The organism is Metabacillus hrfriensis (assembly GCF_030127205.1).
Taxonomy (GTDB): domain Bacteria; phylum Bacillota; class Bacilli; order Bacillales; family Bacillaceae; genus Bacillus_P; species Bacillus_P dongyingensis.
This window is the reverse complement of sequence record NZ_CP126116.1, coordinates 2,168,471-2,188,879: the sequence shown is the minus strand read 5'-3', so window position 1 is coordinate 2,188,879 and position 20,409 is coordinate 2,168,471. Positions and strand designations below refer to the sequence as shown.

General features: G+C 42.0%; 22 protein-coding genes. 1 reads left to right on the top strand and 21 read right to left on the bottom strand.

Translation table 11 applies throughout. From position 1 onward, the window contains the following. Window positions 1-131 precede the first annotated feature (131 nt). The 11 genes from rnc to QLQ22_RS10825 all read right to left on the bottom strand — a co-directional run bounded on the left by rnc (window position 132) and on the right by QLQ22_RS10825 (window position 10,553). The gene (gene rnc / locus QLQ22_RS10875) at window positions 132-863 is read right to left on the bottom strand and encodes a ribonuclease III (protein WP_223442241.1); all 732 of its coding nucleotides are present in this window, start codon (window positions 861-863) and stop codon (window positions 132-134) included. A gap of 99 nt (window positions 864-962) precedes the next feature. Continuing rightward, window positions 963-1,196, bottom strand: coding sequence for an acyl carrier protein (acpP, locus tag QLQ22_RS10870; RefSeq protein ID WP_070879146.1), 234 nt, complete (start codon window positions 1,194-1,196; stop codon window positions 963-965). A gap of 94 nt (window positions 1,197-1,290) precedes the next feature. Further along, on the bottom strand, window positions 1,291-2,031 hold the full coding sequence (fabG, locus tag QLQ22_RS10865) for a 3-oxoacyl-[acyl-carrier-protein] reductase (RefSeq protein WP_223442239.1): 741 nt from the start codon (window positions 2,029-2,031) through the stop codon (window positions 1,291-1,293). Continuing rightward, a complete protein-coding gene (gene fabD, locus QLQ22_RS10860) occupies window positions 2,031-2,975 on the bottom strand; it encodes an ACP S-malonyltransferase (RefSeq protein WP_223442237.1) in 945 nt (314 codons plus the stop codon). Before fabD ends, fabG begins: the two co-directional genes overlap by 1 nt. Before the next feature lie 19 nt (window positions 2,976-2,994). Further along, window positions 2,995-3,987: a phosphate acyltransferase PlsX gene (gene plsX / locus QLQ22_RS10855; protein ID WP_223442235.1), complete on the bottom strand. Its 993-nt coding sequence runs from the start codon at window positions 3,985-3,987 to the stop codon at window positions 2,995-2,997. After that, complete coding sequence (fapR, locus tag QLQ22_RS10850) at window positions 3,971-4,570, bottom strand: transcription factor FapR (protein WP_223442233.1); 600 nt, start codon at window positions 4,568-4,570, stop codon at window positions 3,971-3,973. Before fapR ends, plsX begins: the two co-directional genes overlap by 17 nt. Window positions 4,571-4,682: 112 nt before the next feature. After that, a complete protein-coding gene (gene recG / locus QLQ22_RS10845) occupies window positions 4,683-6,737 on the bottom strand; it encodes an ATP-dependent DNA helicase RecG (protein WP_284016606.1) in 2,055 nt (684 codons plus the stop codon). Then, window positions 6,721-7,611, bottom strand: coding sequence for an L-serine ammonia-lyase, iron-sulfur-dependent, subunit alpha (gene sdaAA / locus QLQ22_RS10840; protein ID WP_223442228.1), 891 nt, complete (start codon window positions 7,609-7,611; stop codon window positions 6,721-6,723). The genes recG and sdaAA overlap by 17 nt, the downstream gene beginning before the upstream one ends. A 36-nt stretch (window positions 7,612-7,647) precedes the next feature. Beyond that, window positions 7,648-8,310 carry an L-serine ammonia-lyase, iron-sulfur-dependent subunit beta gene (gene sdaAB / locus QLQ22_RS10835; protein ID WP_223442225.1) on the bottom strand — a complete coding sequence of 221 codons (663 nt, stop codon included), beginning with the start codon at window positions 8,308-8,310 and terminating at the stop codon, window positions 7,648-7,650. Between the two features lie 186 nt (window positions 8,311-8,496). Then, on the bottom strand, window positions 8,497-10,173 hold the full coding sequence (locus QLQ22_RS10830; protein ID WP_284016605.1) for a DAK2 domain-containing protein: 1,677 nt from the start codon (window positions 10,171-10,173) through the stop codon (window positions 8,497-8,499). 17 nt (window positions 10,174-10,190) lie between these two features. Continuing rightward, window positions 10,191-10,553, bottom strand: a complete 363-nt coding sequence (locus QLQ22_RS10825; protein ID WP_070879137.1) for an Asp23/Gls24 family envelope stress response protein — start codon at window positions 10,551-10,553, stop codon at window positions 10,191-10,193. A 277-nt stretch (window positions 10,554-10,830) separates the two neighbouring features. On the opposite strand from QLQ22_RS10825, the gene rpmB reads away from it, so the two are divergent. Then, window positions 10,831-11,019, top strand: a complete 189-nt coding sequence (gene rpmB, locus QLQ22_RS10820) for a 50S ribosomal protein L28 (protein WP_101565215.1) — start codon at window positions 10,831-10,833, stop codon at window positions 11,017-11,019. A gap of 208 nt (window positions 11,020-11,227) precedes the next feature. Here rpmB and spoVM read toward each other — a convergent pair whose 3' ends face one another. The 10 genes from spoVM to def all read right to left on the bottom strand — a co-directional run bounded on the left by spoVM (window position 11,228) and on the right by def (window position 20,354). Then, complete coding sequence (spoVM, locus tag QLQ22_RS10815; RefSeq protein ID WP_003328987.1) at window positions 11,228-11,308, bottom strand: stage V sporulation protein SpoVM; 81 nt, start codon at window positions 11,306-11,308, stop codon at window positions 11,228-11,230. Window positions 11,309-11,447: 139 nt separating this feature from the next. Then, window positions 11,448-12,089 carry a thiamine diphosphokinase gene (locus tag QLQ22_RS10810; RefSeq protein WP_284016604.1) on the bottom strand — a complete coding sequence of 214 codons (642 nt, stop codon included), beginning with the start codon at window positions 12,087-12,089 and terminating at the stop codon, window positions 11,448-11,450. A gap of 97 nt (window positions 12,090-12,186) precedes the next feature. Then, entirely contained in the window at window positions 12,187-12,834 is a 648-nt protein-coding gene (gene rpe, locus QLQ22_RS10805; protein WP_284016603.1) for a ribulose-phosphate 3-epimerase, read from the bottom strand. Window positions 12,835-12,836: 2 nt separating this feature from the next. Next, window positions 12,837-13,721, bottom strand: a complete 885-nt coding sequence (gene rsgA, locus QLQ22_RS10800) for a ribosome small subunit-dependent GTPase A (RefSeq protein ID WP_284016602.1) — start codon at window positions 13,719-13,721, stop codon at window positions 12,837-12,839. Window positions 13,722-13,749: 28 nt separating this feature from the next. Next, window positions 13,750-15,726, bottom strand: coding sequence for a Stk1 family PASTA domain-containing Ser/Thr kinase (gene pknB, locus QLQ22_RS10795; protein WP_284016601.1), 1,977 nt, complete (start codon window positions 15,724-15,726; stop codon window positions 13,750-13,752). Next, window positions 15,720-16,481, bottom strand: a complete 762-nt coding sequence (locus QLQ22_RS10790; RefSeq protein WP_223442207.1) for a Stp1/IreP family PP2C-type Ser/Thr phosphatase — start codon at window positions 16,479-16,481, stop codon at window positions 15,720-15,722. Before QLQ22_RS10790 ends, pknB begins: the two co-directional genes overlap by 7 nt. Window positions 16,482-16,485: 4 nt before the next feature. Continuing rightward, entirely contained in the window at window positions 16,486-17,577 is a 1,092-nt protein-coding gene (gene rlmN / locus QLQ22_RS10785; RefSeq protein WP_223442205.1) for a dual-specificity RNA methyltransferase RlmN, read from the bottom strand. Window positions 17,578-17,579: 2 nt separating this feature from the next. Further along, complete coding sequence (rsmB, locus tag QLQ22_RS10780) at window positions 17,580-18,926, bottom strand: 16S rRNA (cytosine(967)-C(5))-methyltransferase RsmB (RefSeq protein WP_223442202.1); 1,347 nt, start codon at window positions 18,924-18,926, stop codon at window positions 17,580-17,582. Next, entirely contained in the window at window positions 18,910-19,866 is a 957-nt protein-coding gene (fmt, locus tag QLQ22_RS10775; protein ID WP_223442200.1) for a methionyl-tRNA formyltransferase, read from the bottom strand. Before fmt ends, rsmB begins: the two co-directional genes overlap by 17 nt. 5 nt (window positions 19,867-19,871) lie before the next feature. Beyond that, window positions 19,872-20,354, bottom strand: coding sequence for a peptide deformylase (gene def / locus QLQ22_RS10770; protein WP_223442198.1), 483 nt, complete (start codon window positions 20,352-20,354; stop codon window positions 19,872-19,874). Window positions 20,355-20,409 lie beyond the last annotated feature (55 nt).

The following is a 20,409-nucleotide window of genomic DNA, read 5'->3' as shown; positions in this document are numbered from 1 at the left end:
AAGCCCCTTCCCGCAAGTCATTCAGATGCTCGGATATTTCAATAGTAATCTTGAAGGAAACCTTATTATCTTATCTGGCGGAAACTGCCGAACATAAAGAGAACCCCCTGATTTCCGGGGGTTAATTCATCTTAATGAGGTTTCAATTTTGTTAATGCTTCCTGGGCGGCATGCTGTTCGGCCGCTTTTTTTGATTTGCCGTTTCCGGTTCCTAGAATATCTCCATTTAGAGAGACAGTGGCTACAAACTCACGATTGTGGGCAGGGCCTTTCTCCTGAAGAATTTTATATTCCAATGAACCTTTGCTGTCTCTTTGAACAAATTCCTGCAGCTGACTTTTGAAATCCATCACATGAGAAAAAGCACCATCATTAATTTTAGGAAATACACATTTTTCTAAAAAGACAACGACAGGATCAAGTCCTGAATCCAAATATAAAGCTCCGATAAATGCTTCAAAAACGTCCGCCAGCAGAGCAGGTCTAGCTCTTCCGCCAGTCATTTCTTCACCTTTACCAAGCAGTACAAGCTTTCCAAATGATAATTCATTTGCGAATGCTACAAGCGACGGCTCACATACAATAGCTGCACGGACCTTTGTTAAATCACCTTCGCTCATTGTTGGATATTTCTTAAATAAAAACTGAGAAATCGTTAATTCTAAAACCGCATCTCCTAAAAATTCCAGTCGTTCATTGTCCTCGTAAGGCTTTTTGCGATGCTCATTCACATAGGATGAATGTGTGAAGGCTTGATACAAAAGTCTTTCATTTTGGAATGTATGGCCAATTTGTTCTTGAAATTGTTTGAATTCTGCTTTTTTGACAAACGATCTTCTCTCTCTGTAATTCATCTTCGGCATAGGTACCTCCATCACTTAAACAACCGCATCTTTTCTTTTTTGTTCCCATGTTTTAAAAGGGATAAAGCCCCGCTTTAAAACGGGACTTTAAATGCAACATTACTGTTGACTTTGTATGTAGTTCACAGCGTCTCCCACTGTTGCAATTGTTTCTGCATCTTCATCAGAAATCTCCATGTCGAACTCATCTTCAAGTTCCATAACAAGTTCTACTACATCAAGGGAATCCGCACCTAAATCGTCTTTAAAAGAAGCTTCCATTTTTACTTCAGCCTCATCAACACCAAGACGGTCAACGATAATTTTCGTTACGCGAGCTAGTACATCTGCCATAACATTTCACCTCCCCTCAAAGTATTATAGTGTATATCCTATTAAAAAACTAGCCGAAATCAGAGAATCTAAAAGAAGACCTCTAAATCTTTATTTACATGACCATTCCGCCGTCAATATGGATCGTTTGACCTGTGATATAGCTGCTTTTATCTGAAGCTAAAAACGTTACCGCATTTGATATGTCGGATGGCTCGCCAAACCGGGCAAGCGGAATTTGCTTCAGCATTTCATTTTTCACTTCTTCTGTCAGTTTATCCGTCATATCGGTTGTAATAAACCCGGGTGCGATGGCATTAACAGTAATATTTCTCGATGAAAGCTCTTTAGCTGCTGTTTTCGTTAAGCCGATAACACCAGCTTTTGCCGCTACATAATTCGCCTGACCAGGATTTCCGCTAACTCCTACAATGGATGCGATATTGATAATTCGTCCTTGACGCTGCTTCATCATTTGGCGGGTAACTGCTTTTGTTGTTAGAAAAACACCTTTTAAATTGATGTTAATGACATCATCCCATTCAGAGTCTTTCATTCTCATCAGCAGATTATCCTTTGTAATGCCGGCATTGTTAACTAGTATGTCCAGTCTGCCGAATTGCTCCACTGTAGCTTTGACCATAGCAGCTACAGCATCACTGTCGCTGACATCTGCCTGAACGGCAAATGCTTCTCTGCCAAGTGCCTTTATTTCATCAACAACTTCATTCGCTTTCGCTTCGCTCCCAGCGTAATTTACAGCTACATTTGCACCATTTTGAGCCAGTTCAAGTGCAATTGCGCGGCCGATTCCTCTTGATGCTCCAGTAACTAATGCCACTTTACCTTCAACCATTATTTGACCTCCCTGAGCTTTTCGATTGCAGCCTCGATTGATGCTAAGTCAGATACAGCAATCGTGTTTACCTTGCGATCGATTTTTTTCACTAATCCTGAAAGAACTTTTCCAGGTCCGATTTCAACAAATGTCGTAACACCCTGTTCAATCATTTCGCCGATCGATTGCTCCCATCTTACTGGAGAAAACAACTGTTCGACAAGCAGGGTTTTTATTTCTGCGCTGCTTGTTACAGGCGCTGCCGTTACATTTGCCACCACTGGTATAGAAGCATCACTAAGGCTTACTTCATCAAGTATATTTTTAAACTTTTCTGCAGCAGGTTTCATCAGCTCTGAATGAAACGGACCGCTCACATCAAGCGGGATCGCTCTTTTCGCGCCCTTTTCTTTTGCTAATGCAGATGCCTTTTCCACACCTTCAGCTGTACCTGAAATGACAATCTGACCAGGACAATTTAAGTTTGCCAGCTGTACAGAAAAGCCATCGCTTGTGATTTGTTCTGTTACTTCGCGAAGCTCATCTGAATTCATTCCCAGAATGGCTGCCATTGCTCCGACACCTGCAGGAACTGCTTCGTTCATATATTCTCCGCGTTTTCTGACAGCATATACAGCATCTTCAAAGGAAAGGACTCCACCTGCAACTAGTGCCGTGTATTCTCCAAGACTGTGTCCAGCAACAAAATCCGGCTGAATCCCGCTTTCTTTCAATTTTTCCAATAAAGCGATGCTTGCTGTCAGCAGAGCCGGCTGTGCGTTGTATGTTAATGTCAGCTTTTCTTGCGGACCTTCAAAGATTAACTCAGAAAGCTGAAAACCAAGCTTGTCATCTGCAGCTGCAAACACACTGCGAGATGCTTCGACTTCATCATACAGATCTTTTCCCATGCCGACGGTCTGCGACCCTTGTCCAGGAAAAATAAAGGCTATTTTACTCATATTCTATCTCCTCTCATGCTTAAACAGAATTCGTTTTTTCAATGGTTTTTTGAATCGTTTTGCAGACGTCGTTGATTACCATCTCACGCGCCTGGCGGATTGCATTGTAGACAGCGTTAGGATCAGAAGAGCCGTGTGCTTTAATAACCGGCGCTTTCAGTCCGAACAATCCGGCGCCCCCGTACTCAGAGTAATCCATTTTCACTTTGATCTCTTTTAATTGCGGTTTTAATACAGCTGCTGCAAGTTTTGATTTCATATTGCTTGTCAGTGCTGACTTCAGCATATTAAAGACGGACAGCGCTGTTCCCTCTATTGTTTTTAGAGCAACATTGCCGGTAAATCCGTCCGTAACAACGACATCAGCTACTCCGTCGAGAAGATCTCTTGCTTCAACGTTTCCAATAAAGTTTAAATTGGATTCTTTCAACAATTGAAATGCTGCTTTTGTCAGCTCATTTCCTTTTTTGTCCTCTGTGCCGACATTCAGCAATCCGATTCTTGGGTTTGCAAGGCCGCGGACCTTTTCGGCATATACGGAACCCATGATTGCGTATTGCTGCAAATGCTCAGGCTTTGCGTCAACATTTGCCCCAACATCAAGCATTAAGAACCCTTGCCCTTCAATGGTTGGAAGTGTCGGCGACAATGCTGGCCTTTCAATTCCATCAATTCTTCCTACTATAAATAAACCAGCTGTCATTAATGCACCCGTGTTCCCGGCAGATATACAGGCATCAGCCTGTCCTTCTTTTACAGCGTTCGCCATCAGCACCATTGATGCATCTTTTTTTCTTCTCACCGCTCTGACAGGTTCATCTGTTCCTTCAATCACGGTATCAGTATGTACAATTGTAATTCTCTCCGGATTTGTAAGATGTTCTTTAATAAGAGCTTCTTTACCGTATAAGGTAATCTCAATATCGTTAAATAGAGTGACAGCTTTCATTGCACCTTCTACGATTGCTTTAGGAGCATTGTCTCCTCCCATTGCATCAATTGCGATCTTCATTGCTGAAACCTGCCTTTTTCATTGTTTTTGATCGATACATTTCAAATGTGCCTGAGAAAACCAGCTCAGTTCCTACATAACTGTTTACATCAACAGTCGTTCTTCCTTTATCTTCATCTACTTTTATCACTTTAGCTTTAGCGATAACTCTTTCTTTTTCTTTAACCTGTCTTGTAAAACGAATATTCGCCTTAGCCGTTAAGGCCAGTTCATCATCTATTACCGCAACTGCCAGTGAATTCGCCTGAGCAAATAAATGATGGCCGCGTGCGATTTGATTCCGGACAAACACATGCTCCTTTTTCACTTCAAAAATAGAAATGGCAGAGGAATCAAGATCAAGGTCGATAATTTCGCCGATTACTTCTTCTAAAGGAAGTGATTTCACTTCATCGTCAAGCTGCTTGACAGCTACATGCTTAATTCGTTCGCGAAGCTCAGGAATAGAAAGCTCAAGCCGGTCAAGCCTGATTGTCTGGATGCTGACACTGAATTTATCCGCAAGCTCTTCATCGGTAATAAAGGGTGTTTTATTTATAGTCTGCTGCAGCATCGCCTGCCGCTCTTTTTTTGATTTTCTCATTTAGTCTGACACCGTCCGCGCTCTTAAGACTAGGTACTAATAGTAGTATATAATCAAATAAAGCAGATTGCAAGGTCCAAATGCAATCTGCTTTCTATGTTTTCGTATTCTATTAATCTAATTTATCACCATCAACAACACCCGTTTTTTCCAGATACTCTCTGAGCTCCCTGTAATCATTCGACTGCCAGAAAGCTTCGGATTGTACGAGCTTTGCCGCATCACTCCGGGCCGTTTCAAGCGCACGGTAATCATGTACCATATCAGCCACTTTAAACTCAGGCATACCGCTTTGCTTTCTTCCAAAAAAATCTCCCGGGCCCCTAAGTTCAAGATCTTTCTCTGACAGCTCAAAGCCATCCGCTGTTTCTGTCATAACCCGCATGCGTTCTTTGCCGGTTTCTGATTTCGGATCAGCAAGCAGGATACAGTATGACTGTGAGCTTCCTCTTCCTACTCGTCCTCTTAATTGATGGAGCTGTGAAAGTCCGAAGCGCTCTGCATCATAAATCATCATAACAGTCGCGTTAGGTACATTGACTCCTACTTCAACAACCGTTGTCGAAACCAAAATTTGAACCCGGTTTTCACTGAACTCTCTCATCACTTCATCTTTTTCAGCACTTGTCAGTCTGCCATGCATCAGTCCTACATTCCATTTGTCTTTGTAAAAATGAACGAGGGTGCTGTGAACATCGATTGCATTCTGAACATCAAGCTTATCCGACTCTTCGATAAGGGGACAGATAACATAAGCCTGTCTTCCAGCCTGCAGCTCTTTATGAATAAAACGAAGAATGCGGTCCAGCATTTCGTGCTTCACCCAATACGTTTCAATTTGTTTTCGGCCAGCCGGAAGTTCGTCGATCACAGAGACATCCATTTCGCCAAATGCCGTGATGGCAAGCGTTCTTGGAATTGGAGTAGCTGTCATAAACAGGACATCCGGATTTTCTCCTTTAGCCCGAAGCACTTTTCTCTGCTCAACACCAAAGCGATGCTGTTCATCTGTAATAACAAGTCCAAGCTTTGCAAAATGGACATCCTGCTGAATCAGGGCGTGTGTTCCGACTATAAATTGGATCTCACCATCTGCAACTCTCTTCAGCAATTCTCTTCTTTTTTTCCCTTTCACTGAACTAGTCAGCAAGGCGACAGTGACAGGGAAGCTGCTGAAGGTTTGAGCAAGTGATTCTGCATGCTGTTCTGCCAAAATTTCCGTCGGAACCATCAGGGCAGCTTGATATCCTGATAAATGAGCGGCATACATGGCAATGGCCGCAACTACTGTTTTACCTGAGCCTACATCTCCCTGAAGAAGGCGATTCATGCGGTAATTTGACTTCATGTCGGTTAAAATTTCACTGACAACCCTTTGTTGAGCATTTGTTAGCGGAAATGGAAGTGATTCCGTAAATCCTTCTAATTGCAATGGATCGATCTGATGGATAATTCCATGCGACTGCTCCCGCTGAAATTTTCGCAGAGCCTGCATTTTCAGTTGGAATAGTAGGAATTCTTCATAGACAAAATATCTTCTTGCATGCTTTAAATCCTCATGCTTCAGTGGATGATGCATCGTAAAAATTGCCTCTTTTTTTGGCGGCAGACGATAGGCAGACATCAGCTGCTCAGGAATCATATCCGTTATGCCAGAAGCGTATTGACTCAATGCCTGATTAATGAACTTTCTCATCGTTTTGACTGTTATCTTTTCTTTAACAGAGTACACCGGTTCTATTTCATGCTGTTTTGCCTGAGGACCAAATACAATTTCGCTGACGGAAATCGTCTGCCGGTGTTTGTCCCATTTCCCTGAAATGGTAATCGTGGACTGCAGCTCCAGCTTCTTTTTGTAATATGGGCGGTTAAAAAATACGGCGCTGATTAAATATCTTCCAACGAGAACCCGAACAGTCAGCCTTGATTTCTTTTTGCCGAAAAAGGCAAGAGAAGGTTCACTATGAACCTTCCCCTCGACTGTCACTCGTTCATCATGCTGTACTTCCGCTAAGTCCTTCAGGCGATAATCTTCATAACGATATGGCAAATATTCAATTAAGTCTTTTACTGTATAAATGCCCATTCCATTTAAGATCTCTTCAAACTCCGCCCCTATCCCCTTTACGGCACCGACAGGCTGCAAGAGATTATTGTCCGCGTTCATCAAGCGGGATCCCAAAAATTTTCGCCTCGAGTTCACGGCCGGTTGGAGTTGCCGCGAGTCCTCCCTGCGCTGTTTCTTTAAGGGCAGTCGGCATGGATTGACCAATGCGGAACATCGCATCGATTACTTCATCACATGGTATGCGGCTCGTTATGCCTGCTAAAGCCATGTCAGCAGCGATCATTGCATTTGCTGCACCCATAGCATTTCTTTTTACGCACGGAACTTCTACTAAACCGGCTACCGGATCACAAACTAGTCCGAGCATATTTTTCAGAGTAATAGCCATTGCCTCTGCGGCCTGACTAGGTGTGCCGCCTGCCATTTCCGTTATGGCAGCTGCAGCCATGCCTGAAGCAGATCCGACTTCAGCCTGACAGCCCCCGGCAGCTCCAGAAATAGATGCATTATTTGCAACAACAAATCCAAAAGCACCAGACGTAAATAAAAAATCAATCATTTGTTCTCTGCTTGGATTTAACTTAGCTTTTACAGCAAAAAGAGTACCTGGAACAACGCCCGCTGATCCTGCAGTAGGAGTTGCGCAGATTGTTCCCATAGCAGCATTTACTTCGTTGGTTGCAACCGCTTTACTGACGGCATCCAAAATAATTTCTCCAGAAAGGAATTTACCCTTTTGGATATAGGCCTGCATAAGAACAGCGTCCCCGCCAGTCAGCCCTGAATGAGATTTCACCCCGGCAAGTCCCTTTTCAACAGCTTGTTCCATCACCGTTAAATTCTGATCCATCATGGACAAAATTTGTTCGCGTGTTCTTCCGGTCATTTCCATTTCCTGCTGAATCATAATTTCTGCTATTTTAACGCCCTTGCTTTCTGCAAGTTCGATTAGTTCTGCTACATTTCGAAACATATTCTTTCCCCCAGTCACATCACTGCTTCTTTCAGCTTAATCTGCTATTTTCGTTACTTGAAGAATATTCGGCAGTGTTTTAAGTTCATCCAGTACAGCAGTATCAATGTTTTGATCTACTTCAATTGTCATTAAAGCAAGCTTGCCTTTTTCCTTGCGTGCTACATTCATATGGCCGATATTAATCGCATATTTCGCCAGAACATTCGCTACAGCTGCAATGGCGCCAAAACGGTCATTGTGTACAACTAATATGGCAGGATGATTTCCTGATAATTTTAATTCAAATCCGTTCAGTTCAGTAATTTCAATTTTGCCGCCGCCGATCGAGATACCCACAAGCTCCAGCTGGCCTTGATCGTCGCCAATGATGACACGTGCTGTATTCGGATGATCGGTTATGGCTTCTTCTTCAGTGAAGGTTACTTTCATTCCTTTTTGATCTGCAATCTCTAAAGATGTTTTTATTCTTTCATCAAATGTGTCAAAATCAAGCAATCCGCCGATAATGGCTACATCTGTGCCATGTCCTTTAAAGGTTTTGGCAAACGAGCCGTAAAACGAAATAGCCGCCCACTTCGGCTCTCTTCCAAACAGGCTCCGTGCCACTCTCCCGATTCTTGCAGCCCCCGCTGTATGCGAGCTTGACGGACCGATCATAATGGGTCCAATGATATCAAATACACTTCTATATTTCATAAAATCCCCCTAAGCTTTGAAAAAAGTTACTGACAAAATCTAAAACTCCCCTGCAAATCTCAGTTTACCAGAAAATGACCCATTGCGAAAACGTAATTATACTGGAAAAAAGAAAGATAAGGAAAGCTTATGAAATTTCAGCTTACATAAGAAATAGAAGGGGGAACCCCTTCTACTTTTATTGTACTATTCAATTGAAAAGATGTAAGAATATAAAGGCTGTTCACCTTTATGAACTTCTACTTCTATTTCTGTATATTTTTCTTCGATGAATTGCACCAATTTCTGCAATTCATCATCAGCAGCATCTTCACCTTGAAGAATTGTTAGAATTTCATCATCTTCAGACATCATGGTTTCAAGAAGTTTTTTCGCAGAGGCTAATTGGTTTGTGTCCTTTGATACAATTTTGCCATTTGCGATTCCCATAAAATCGCCCTTTTCAATATCAAGACCGTCAATATTCGTATCGCGGACAGCGTACGTAATTTGACCTGTCTTGACAGAGCCCAGAGCGTCCTTCATGATTTCTTCATTGTCTTCAGCAGATGCTGAAGGATTGAAGGCAAGCATTGCTGCCATTCCTTGAGGCACTGTTTTTGAAGGAATAACGATTACGTGATCATCAACAACAGATGCCGCCTGCTGAGCAGCCATGACAATGTTTGAATTGTTAGGCAGGATAATGACATTCTCTGCATGAACATCTTTAATGGCCTGAACAATATCCTCTGTGCTTGGGTTCATCGTTTGTCCGCCTTCAATGACAGAATGTGAGCCGATGCTTCTGAAAAGATCAGCAATGCCTTTCCCCATTGTCACGGCAACGATCCCGTATTTTTGTTTTTCTTTCTTTTTGGAAACAGGTTCAGCCGCAGGCATAGACGGGACGTTATCAAGCAAGCTTGTATGCTGCTGGCGCATGTTTTCAATTTTCATGTTGATCAGGCTTCCATAACGCTGGGCATATGTTAAAACCTGTCCAGGATATTCTGCGTGAATATGTACTTTAACGATTTCATCATCAGCAATGACTAATAAAGAATCACCATGCTCGCTTAAATCCTGTCTGAACGTTTCCTCAGTAAAAGCGTCTTTGTCATCTTCAAACCGCACCATGAATTCTGTACAGTAGCCAAATTCAATGTCTTCAGTATTGATGTGGGAAGCTACACTTTTATGATGTTCAGCACTCACAAGATCAGTCATCGAAGCAGTAACCTTAATATTTGACACTTTTTCGCCTCTCAGCTCAGCAAGAAAACCTTCATATACAAATACAAGACCCTGTCCGCCGCTGTCGACTACTCCGACCTCTTTAAGTACAGGCAATAAATCCGGCGTTCTATCTAAAGATGCTTTAGCTTCTGTTAAAATCGCTTCCATTAATTGATCAATTGAAATAGATGAATCAGCTTCAATTGTATCAACCGCTTTTTTGGCAGAATCTTTGGCAACTGTTAAAATCGTACCTTCAACGGGTTTCATAACCGCTTTATAAGCAGTGTTGACACCAGCCTGAAGCGCATTTGCAAAATCAGCGCTTGTAATCGCGCTTTTTGATTCGATCGCTTTTGAGAAGCCTCTGAACAGCTGGGACAGTATAACACCCGAATTCCCGCGCGCTCCCATTAAAAGGCCTTTTGAGAGTGCTGCACCGACCTTTCCAATGTGTTCAGAAACATTATTTTTAACCTCTTTTGCACCTGAGGTCATCGAAAGGTTCATATTTGTTCCAGTATCTCCATCCGGAACAGGAAAAACGTTTAATGCATCAACGTATTTTGCATTGTTTGACAGGTGACCTGCTCCCTGCAAAATCATTTCCGCAAAACGTTTTCCATCTAAAGTTGTAATTGACACGGACTTTTTCCTCCTTACTACGGGTTCGTTACACGAACACTCTGAACAAAAATATTGACTGAATCAACAGCTAGTCCAACTGTTTTATCCAGTGTGTACTTTACTTTCGTTTGAACATTATGAGCCACTTCAGAGATTTTAGTTCCGTAGCTGACGATAATGTACATATCAATATTGATATGATCTTCTTCCTGACGGACAATAACTCCGCGGCTGAAATTTTCTTTTCTTAAGATCTCAGTGATGCCGTCTTTGATCTGATTTTTTGATGCCATTCCGACAATGCCATAACAGTCAATTGCTGCACCGCCTGCAACCGTTGCAATGACTTCGTTGGATATGTCAATTTGTCCGTACTTTGTTTTCATCTCAATGGACATGATTGTTCCCCCTTTGGTATTGTTCGCATAGGCTAAAGCTATTTTACTATATACAAGAGATTTTTAAAAGTGATTCTAAAGCGCTGCCACGGGTAATCTTACCCTATAGTATAATTCAGCCTGAAATATCCATGTATGTCAAGGAAAAATTCTTGAAAGCAAAAGCAAGAACTATTGCATTCCGAAAGGAGTTGTGATAAATTATTAAAGTATCTCATGACAAACAAGATTAGTATGTTTGAATTGGAAAGGTTTTTTGCAGTTAGGAGGGAATACGATGGCACGTAAATGCGTAATCACTGGTAAAAAAACACGTTCTGGAAACGCACGTTCTCACGCAATGAACGCTTCAAAACGTACTTGGGGTGCTAACCTTCAAAAAGTACGTATCTTAGTTGACGGCAAACCAAAACGCGTATATGTATCTGCTCGAGCTTTAAAATCTGGTAAAGTTGAGCGTGTTTAATCAAAAGCTTTAAGCTTTTGACCCGTTCATTTCTATAGATTTTTGAACGAATTCAGGACGGGATTTAAAACATATGAAAAAAGCACTGCTAAAAGGCGGTGCTTTTTTTATATTCTTAAAGATTCCAAAATGACCTAAAAAGGCAAAAAGCGCCTTCTTAGGCCATTTTCTATTTTACCTGAATGACCAGGGCGCTTTGCTTCTGCTCTTAATCTTTTTTAAACGAGCCCAGCATCGCCCGAACGATGCCACCTAAAAACTTCGGTAATTTGATCGTATAAAATTTCATACTTTCCCTCCTCAGCCATTCGTTCAAAATGATGATGAAAGATTCAGCGGATCTGATTTTCTCCATTCTTCATCGTATGCGAAGCAGTGCAGCCCCGATTATTTTTTTAAACATCATAGTTTAAAAAACGCTCCAGAAGTTATTCATCAGTACTTCTTACCATCATTAATATGCCTTGCTCAAATGAAAAAGTACCGAACGAAAGAATAAGTTCATTACTAATACATAATGTAGAGCCAAGCTTAATATGACAATTTGACAGCGGATATTTGAAGCCCTCAAGGGTTATGCCTTTTACTTCCCCGCTTACAGGAAGAAACGAAATATACGGATGACTGCTTTCTCTCACGACCTTATAAGTGCCTGGCAGGTGCACTGTAATTTCATTCGTATGATCAATGATCTTAATCGGTGCATCCGGGTACTTTGCAAGCAGCTGCGTATTGGCAAGAAAATGATCGAGTCTTCCCCCGGTTGAACCAAAAAGAAGAATTTCATCAGGTTCCCGTAAAATTGCCCATTCTAAAGCAATCTCCGTATCAGTTTGATCTTTTTCTGAGGGAAATAAGTCTATATGGAGAGACGATTTTGATAAATTCTCACGTTCTTGATCTGTAATAGAATCAAAGTCGCCAAATGCTCTGGCAGGTGCAATGCCTGCTTCCTGGAGGTAGATAACTCCCCTGTCGACACCAATCCAGATAACAGGATCCGCATCATATCTGGTTAAGGATGGTATATACTTTTTCGGTCCGCCTGCAACAATGTAAATTGATTTCATTTCATTCATCCTTGCTTGTTTCTAATTTACATAATATTATTATGATTTATTTTTTTTATCGATTGAATTCTTAAAAAAAGAACCGCAAAAGCGGTTCTTAAGCGTTTCTTATTTCACGTATCGCTTTCATGCGGTCAGGCTGATTGTATATGGCTGAACCTGCTACCAGCACATTTGCTCCTGCTTCTATACAAAGCATAGCTGTTTCTGCATTTACTCCGCCATCTACTTCAATCTCCGTCTGCAGCCCGCGTTCCTTCACCATTTTTGCTACTTCCGTAATTTTCGGCAGGACAGAATGAATAAAAGATTGGCCGCCGAACCCGGGGTTCACTGTCATAAGAAGAACCAGATCAAGGTCATCGAGAACATGCTTAATGACATTTGCCGGTGTATGGGGATTAAGTACAACCCCTGCTTTTACACCTTCAGACTTAATAAGCTGAATGGTCCGGTGTAAATGAGGACATGCTTCTGCGTGAACAGAAATGATATCCGCTCCCATTTTAGCAAATGTACCAATGAAAGCGTCAGGATTCTCAATCATTAAATGAACATCTAAAGGGAGCTTTGTCACCGGTCTGATTGCGTCGACAATCAGAGGACCGATTGTGATGTTAGGTACAAAATGCCCATCCATCACATCGACATGAATATAATCCGCTCCCCCTCTTTCAACATCTTCAATTTCTGCTCCAAGGCGGGAAAAATCAGCTGAAAGAATCGATGGTGCAATTTTAATCATGGTTAGTACCTCGGCTTTCTATCCTTAATTTCTTCAATAAAGCTCAAATAATGGTCATACCGGTATTTCGGGATTTCCCCATTTTCCACTGCTGTCTTAACCGCGCATTTTGGTTCTGACACATGTGTACAGGCTCTGAATTTGCATTGATCGCTTCTTTCTCTCATTTCCGGAAAACAATAAGACAGATCTTCTGCTTCAATATTCATGAATTCCAGTGAACTAAAGCCTGGCGTATCTGCCACTAATCCGGAACCGACTGGAATAAGCTCTACATGTCTTGTCGTATGCTTTCCGCGTCCCAAGTGAGAGGAGATGTCACTGGTTTTAAGGGCAAGTTCAGGGCGCAGCACATTTAAAAGAGATGATTTTCCAACACCGGACTGTCCGGCAAATACAGAGATGCGGTTATTTAACAATGGCAGCAGTTCGGCGATGCCATCAGCCTCAAGTGTAGAAGTTAGTCTCACTTCATATCCCATTTTGCGGTAATCATCCGCATAGGCTAAAATTTCATTCTTCTGTTTTTCGTCTTCAATTAGATCCGTTTTGCTGATGCAAATAATCGGCTCAATATCATTCGATTCAATAAGGACTAAAAAGCGGTCAAGAAGCACCGTGCTGAAATCAGGCTCAACAGCAGAAAAAACAAGGATGGCCTGATCGACATTTGCAATCGGAGGACGAACAAGCTCGTTTTTCCGGTCCAGTACCTCCTGAATAGTGCCTTCACGTTCATTTTCATAATCGTAAATGACTTCGTCTCCAACGAGCGGTGTTACTTTGTTTTTACGGAAAACACCGCGGCCGCGGCACTGGATCGTCCGCTCTCCGTCAAGACAATAATAGAATCCGCTTAACGCTTTAATAATTTTGCCTTTAGGCATACATTTCCTCCTTGATTACTGCAGACAATTACTCAGGGTATGGAATAATTTCAGATTTCACTACCCTATTGTCGATGATTACCTGATAAAAAGCTTTCTCATCAGGAGCAATTGAAAATTCTATTTCACGCGTAGTGGTTTCAGTGGTCGTAAACTTATCATACACATCTGAAATAGAATGCTCTGCATCATCTATGTTAATACTAACCTCGGCTGGCTGTCCTGCAAGCTCTGGCGGATAAGGAATTTCAATCGTTTTCTTCACTTTTTGAATTGGCATTGGTTCCGGACCAAGCGATATTGTCGCTTCAAGCGTATCTCCAGGGAGTACTTTTTCAGATGGTCCAGGAGATTGAGAGATGACTTCTCCTTTGCTGACTGTGTCTGAATAAACATCTTTCCTGACCAATTCCAGATCGTTTTCTTCAATATAAACATTTAAAGCTTCCTCTGAATAACCTGTTAAATCCTGAAGCTCAAACTCCTCAGGTCCTTTGCTTACCGTTAAGACCAGTTCATCTTCTCCTGGAATAACCTCCACTCCAGGTACGGGGTCCTGTTCTAAAATCGTTCCCGCAGCTGCTTCATTAAATTCTTCTTCCACTTTAATATTTGTAAACCCTTTTCTTACAAGAAGATCACGGACACGGTTAATATCACGGTTAACATAGTCATCCAGCTCCACCTTCTCTTTGCCTGAGCTTTCATAAATGATGATTGTATCTCCTTCTTTTACCGTTTTGCCCGCTTCCGGTTTTGTTTTAACAACAAAGCCTTCCTGAATTTCTTCATCTTCTATATGAATTGGGTCATCCACAACAAACCCATCTGCAATCAGCTGTTCAACTGCTTCTTCATATTTTATTCCCGTTAAATCAGGTACCTCAACGTCCTTTGGCATAAGCAGCGGAGGGATAATCGTTACCGCGGCCACACTTGCGACCAATAGCAGAAGAAAGATTGTCAGTATGATCTTGCCGGCTTTGCTTTTTTTCTTTTTCTCTTTTTTGCCTTTTTTATTTGCTTCTTTTATGGGCTTATTTGATGCTTCTTTACCAATATTCTCTTGCGGGCGCACAAGGGTGTCATCGGTTTTTTCATACATATTTGAATCCGTGATGATTGGAATCGCTTTTGTTGCTTCATTATCTTCAGGAATAACGAATTTCTCTTCATTTAGACGCTCTGGTTTAAGCGCAGATGTAATATCTTCTTCCATTTCTTCAGCGGATTCATATCTGTGAAAGGTATCCTTTGCCATTGCTTTTAAAATAATATTCTCAACACTCTGCGGAATCGTAGCATTCCACCGTTTAGCTGAAGGTGTTTCAGACTGCAGATGTTTCAGCGCAATTGAAATGGCAGATTCTCCGTCAAAAGGCAGTCTGCCAGTCAGCAGCTCAAAAAGAACAATCCCCAGGGAATAAATATCTGATTTTTTATTCGCCATTCCTCCGCGGGCCTGCTCAGGCGATAAATAATGTACTGACCCGAGCACAGAGTTTGTCTGGGTAATCGTTGTGGAGCTTAATGCCATTGCGATGCCAAAATCAGTTACCTTCACATTTCCATGCGGATCGATCAAAATGTTATGCGGCTTAATATCACGATGAACGATATGATTTTCATGGGCGTGTGCGATTGCTGATACAATCTGCTCCATTATATTTAAGGCTTCTCTGGGATGCAGCGGTGCATATTGCTGTATGTATTGTTTTAACGTATTGCCTTCAACGTATTCCATGACGATATAGTAGATGCCGTCTTCTTCCCCAACATCAAAAATACTGACAATATTCGGATGTGCAAGACTTGTTGCTGATTGTGCCTCACGTCTGAATCGCTTAATAAACTCATCGTCATTTGAAAAATCAAATCTTAGGACTTTCATTGCAACATCGCGATCTAAAATCATATCCCGCGCCAAATATACGTTCGCCATTCCTCCGCCGCCAATAACCCGAAGAATTTTATACCTGCCGCTTAATCGCTTGCCAATTAACACGTCTGATCACCCTCTTTGATTTCAGACGGCTGTTTGACGATGACGAGTGAAATATTATCCTCTCCCCCATTATCATTTGCCTGATTGACCAAAGACAATGCAATCTCGTTCAGTGACCCGAGAGAGGTTAATGTCTGCTTCATTTCACTCTCGCCAACTTTGTTGGATAGTCCATCTGAACATAAAAGCAGGATATCAGATTCCTCTAGACAAATGGATGTTAGATCCAGTTCAACGTGTTCTTCAGTACCTAAAGCCCTGACAAGAACATTTTTTCTCGGATGATGTTCTGCATCTTCCTTTGAAATCTGTCCTGAACGCACGAGTTCATTTACAAGTGAATGATCCTCTGTAATTTGTTTAAAACCGTCAGTATTGCATAAATATCCCCTGCTGTCGCCGATATGGCCGATTGTAGCAAAGCTTTCGGTGCATATAGCTGCAACAACCGTTGTACCCATGCCTTTGCAATCGGGATGCGTCAATGCATGTTCAAGTAAAATAGAGTTAACTTTTTCGATATGCTCTTTAAGCCAATTTACAGCAAGGTCAGGAGAAGAAATGCGGGAAGCTGATTCCCACATTTCCTTCAGAGTTGCAATCGTCATTTGACTTGCAACATCCCCTGCTAAGTGACCCCCCATACCATCTGCAACAACTGCCAGCACATCTCCGTCTTCATTTTTAAAGACGCCAACACTGTCTTCATTATGCTGCCTTACTTTTCCCCTGTCTGTTACAATAACGGTTTCCATGAAGTCACCTCGTCTCTTCTTTGCGCTCCTTCGCTCTAAGCTGACCGCATGCTGCATCAATGTCGTGCCCCTGCTCTCGTCTGGTCGTTACATTTATGCCGCGTTTTTTCAATGTCTTCTCAAACAGATCAATCTGTTCTCTTGGAGTTCTGACATAGTCTCGTTCAGGCACATAGTTGACCGGAATTAAGTTCACATGACATTTGAGATGCTTAATAAGCTTCGCGAGCTCTTCAGCGTGCTCTACCTGATCATTTACTCCTCCGAATAAACCATATTCAAAGCTTACACGTCGGCCTGTTTTATTCACATAATACTCAATGGCTTCCATAAGCTCAGGAAGCTTATACGCCTTGTTGATTGGCATTAAACGGCTTCTCAGCTCCGTGTTTGGTGCATGCAGAGAAACGGCAAAGTTAATTTGCAGGTGTTCATCTGCAAATTTATAGATTTTTGGAATGATCCCGCTCGTTGAAACAGTAATATGGCGGGCTCCAATATTTAATCCATCATCATGATTTATGATTTTAAGAAATCCCATCATTTCATCATAATTATCAAATGGTTCGCCAATTCCCATGATAACCACATGACTCACACGTTCTCCCAGCTCATCAAGTGCCTTTTGTACTTTTACGACCTGAGCAACGATTTCTCCTGCTTCTAAGTTGCGTTTTAATCCGCCGAGTGTAGACGCACAGAACGTACAGCCAATCCGGCAGCCCACTTGTGTAGTTACACAAACGGAATTTCCATATTCATGGCGCATCAATACGGTTTCAATTGAATAACCGTCATGAAGTTCAAATAAAAACTTCATTGTGCCGTCATTTGAAGTTTGCTGAATGATTGTTTTAAGTGTTGTTAAAACAAAATGCTCATCAAGCTTGCCTCTCAGCGCTTTGGATAGATTTGACATTTCCTCAAAAGAGGATGCTCTTTTTATATAAAGCCAGTCAAAAATTTGTGCAGCCCTGAACGGCTTTTCGCCTTTTTCTGTTAACCAGTCTTGCAATTCTCCGAGTTCAAGAGAATAAATGGAAGGTTTTACTTGATCTTTGATGACTGCTTTTTTAGTTCGTTTTACTTCTTCCATTTTTACACCTTCTTTCTTAAGCTTGCTATATAAAATCCGTCCGTGCCGAAATAGTGCGGCAATATTTGAAGCTGTCCATCAGCTGCAAATGGTTTTGCAGGCTCCGGCAAACGGTCTGTTAATGAATGATCCAGCTCGTAATCCCTGTGTTTTTCTAAAAATGCTTGTACGACTTGTCCATTTTCTTCATGATCAATTGTACATGTGCTATAGATTAGTGTACCATCTTTTTTCAATAAAGGCGCGACTGAAGAAAGAATTGCCAGCTGAATTTCCGACAGACGCTTAACATCTTCTTCCGTTTTTGAATATTTAATATCCGGTTTTCGCCGGATGACACCAAACCCAGAACAAGGTGCGTCCACTAAAATTTTATCAAACTGGACGTTTTCAAATCGGCTGTCGGCATTTCTGCTGTCGAGCGCTTCTGTCTTAATATTGCTGAGCTGCAAACGGTCTGCCTGCTCTTTAATTAACTTTACCTTATGCTCATGCAGATCAAGTGAATAGACAGAGCCTGTATTCTCGAGAATCTCAGCTATATGGGTTGATTTCCCGCCAGGTGCAGCGCATGCATCCAGTACATTGTCGCCCTTTTGCAATCCAAGCGTTCTTGCCACTAGCATTGAGCTTTCATCCTGGATTGTAAAGAAGCCCTTTTTAAATTCTTCTGTTTGAGCAAGATTTCCCTTCAGACTTTTAATTGCATCATCTGTTAGGTCGCCTTTTTCGGTTTGAATCCCTTTTTCAGCAAGTACGTCCATCAGTTCCTCAGGTGATTGCTTCATTTGATTCACCCGCAAGGTCACGCTTGGCGGTGTTAAGTTAGCCACGCACATTTTTCTTGTCTCATCTGCTCCAAGCTGTGCGATCCAGCGCTTAACAAGCCAGACAGGATGGCTTGTTTCAACAGCAATCCGTTCTGCTTCACCTTTGATTGAATCAAAGGCAGGAAGACCTTCACGCTGAAGCGACCTTAAAATGCCATTAACCAAAGAGGCAATTCCTTTATGTCCCCGTGACTTGGCAATTTCCACCGCTTCAAATAATACGGCTCTCTCCGGCACACGATCCAAATAAACCATTTGATAAACCGAAAGGCGAAGCAGGTTCATGACCCACTGTTCTATTTTTTTTGCTTTTTTCAGAAAAGGCGCCAGGTAAAAATCAATCGTATCCTTGCGCTGAAGGGTTCCATAAACCATTTCGGTCAGCAGCGGAATGTCGATTTCCTTCACGTGGTTCTTCTTGATCATGGAATTTAAAAGAAGATGACTGTACGCCTGATTTTTTTCAATTGTCAGCAGTGTTTCTAAAGCAACCTCGCGGACATTATTTGTTTTCTTCATTTTGTTCTCCCAACTTTTCTCCTGCTTGCATTTGCGTGCCTCTTAAAAAATCTTCTCCGCTCATCTTTTTCTTCCCGGATGGCTGCAGCTCTGTAATTTTGATTGCCGTGCTGTCTCCAGTTGCCACAACAATGCCATCAGAATCGATTCCAATTACTGTACCTGGTGCTGCTGCATTTTTATTTGGCATTTTTTCACCCCACCAGATCTTTACTGCTTGGCCATTTAAGTGGGTATAGGCAACCGGCCATGGATGGAGACCGCGGATGTGGTCATAGATTTCCTGACCGCTTTTTGTCCAGTCAATTTTCTCTTGTTCTCGCTTAATATTTGATGCGAATGTTGCTTTTTCATTATCCTGCTTGCGGGGAGTCAGTTTTCCTTCAAGCAGTGCAGGCAGCGTTTCTGCCAAAAGATCAGCCCCGGCAGCACTCAATTTATCATGAAGAGTGCCTACATGATCACGCTCTTCAATTGTCACCTCTGCCTGAGTCAGGATATCACCGGCATCTAGTTTTTCAACCATGTACATGATTGTGATGCCCGTTTTCTTTTTGCCCTGAAGGATTGAATAATGAATAGGCGCACCGCCTCTCAGCTCAGGAAGCAATGATGCATGAACATTAATGCAGCCGAACTGCGGCGCTTCTAATAATTCATTCGGCAGAATTTGACCGAATGCAGCAGTTACGACCAGGTCCGGTTTAAGAGCAAGCACTTGCTCAAGCTCTTTTTTATCTCTGATTTTTTCCGGCTGAAGCACAGGAATATTTTGTTTTTCCGCTTCTACTTTTACAGGAGGAGGTGTTAACGTTTTTTTACGGCCTTTAGGACGATCAGGCTGAGTTACAACCCCAACAACTTCATAGCCTTCTGCCACCAGTCTTTTTAAAACAGGAACAGAAAAATCCGGCGTTCCCATAAAAACAATTCTTGTCATGCCAATCATCCTTCCAATTCTTCTAACTCTTCTTCTTTTAGGTATTTTTTCACCTTTGCAGTAAACAGGATTCCATGCAGGTGATCGATTTCATGCTGGATCGCTCTAGCTAAAAAACCATTTGCTTCTATGACAAATGGTTTGCCTTTTCGATTTTGAGCTCTGACTTTAACAAAATCGCTGCGCTCAACTTCTCCATATAATCCCGGGAAGCTTAAGCAGCCTTCAGGTCCTGACTGAGAACCGCGCTTTTCTATAATAACGGGATTAATCAGTTCGATTGTTCCATGATGGTCATCTATGTCAACAACAGCTGCTTGAATGGGTATACCAACTTGAGGAGCTGCAAGACCCACTCCGTCAAGTTCAATCATTGTATCATACATATCTTTTAACAACTTTGACAGCTTTCTGTCAAAGTTGGTGACAGGTTCGCATTCTTGCTCCAGCACATCTGCCGGGTGCAAGACAATTGGTTTTATAGCCAATGAAACATCCTCCAGATTTGTCTTTATTTTATTTAGTTTAGACGCATACGCTCCA

Excerpts from the sequence above, each read along its gene's own strand:
- fmt (WP_223442200.1), bottom strand. The coding sequence starts at position 19,866 with ATGACAAGAATTGTTTTTATGGGAACGCCGGATTTTTCTGTTCCTGTT.
- QLQ22_RS10790 (WP_223442207.1), bottom strand. The coding sequence starts at position 16,481 with ATGGAAACCGTTATTGTAACAGACAGGGGAAAAGTAAGGCAGCATAAT.
- rsmB (WP_223442202.1), bottom strand. The coding sequence starts at position 18,926 with ATGAAGAAAACAAATAATGTCCGCGAGGTTGCTTTAGAAACACTGCTG.
- rsgA (WP_284016602.1), bottom strand. The coding sequence starts at position 13,721 with ATGCCTAAAGGCAAAATTATTAAAGCGTTAAGCGGATTCTATTATTGT.
- acpP (WP_070879146.1), bottom strand. The coding sequence starts at position 1,196 with ATGGCAGATGTACTAGCTCGCGTAACGAAAATTATCGTTGACCGTCTT.
- rlmN (WP_223442205.1), bottom strand. The coding sequence starts at position 17,577 with ATGGAAGAAGTAAAACGAACTAAAAAAGCAGTCATCAAAGATCAAGTA.
- fabD (WP_223442237.1), bottom strand. The coding sequence starts at position 2,975 with ATGAGTAAAATAGCCTTTATTTTTCCTGGACAAGGGTCGCAGACCGTC.
- sdaAB (WP_223442225.1), bottom strand. The coding sequence starts at position 8,310 with ATGAAATATAGAAGTGTATTTGATATCATTGGACCCATTATGATCGGT.
- fabG (WP_223442239.1), bottom strand. The coding sequence starts at position 2,031 with ATGGTTGAAGGTAAAGTGGCATTAGTTACTGGAGCATCAAGAGGAATC.
- spoVM (WP_003328987.1), bottom strand. The coding sequence starts at position 11,308 with ATGAAATTTTATACGATCAAATTACCGAAGTTTTTAGGTGGCATCGTT.
- recG (WP_284016606.1), bottom strand. The coding sequence starts at position 6,737 with ATGAACGCGGACAATAATCTCTTGCAGCCTGTCGGTGCCGTAAAGGGG.
- rnc (WP_223442241.1), bottom strand. The coding sequence starts at position 863 with ATGCCGAAGATGAATTACAGAGAGAGAAGATCGTTTGTCAAAAAAGCA.
- QLQ22_RS10825 (WP_070879137.1), bottom strand. The coding sequence starts at position 10,553 with ATGTCCATTGAGATGAAAACAAAGTACGGACAAATTGACATATCCAAC.
- rpe (WP_284016603.1), bottom strand. The coding sequence starts at position 12,834 with ATGATTAAAATTGCACCATCGATTCTTTCAGCTGATTTTTCCCGCCTT.
- sdaAA (WP_223442228.1), bottom strand. The coding sequence starts at position 7,611 with ATGTTTCGAAATGTAGCAGAACTAATCGAACTTGCAGAAAGCAAGGGC.
- rpmB (WP_101565215.1), top strand. The coding sequence starts at position 10,831 with ATGGCACGTAAATGCGTAATCACTGGTAAAAAAACACGTTCTGGAAAC.
- plsX (WP_223442235.1), bottom strand. The coding sequence starts at position 3,987 with ATGAAGATCGCAATTGATGCAATGGGAGGAGACAATGCTCCTAAAGCA.
- QLQ22_RS10810 (WP_284016604.1), bottom strand. The coding sequence starts at position 12,089 with ATGAAATCAATTTACATTGTTGCAGGCGGACCGAAAAAGTATATACCA.
- fapR (WP_223442233.1), bottom strand. The coding sequence starts at position 4,570 with ATGAGAAAATCAAAAAAAGAGCGGCAGGCGATGCTGCAGCAGACTATA.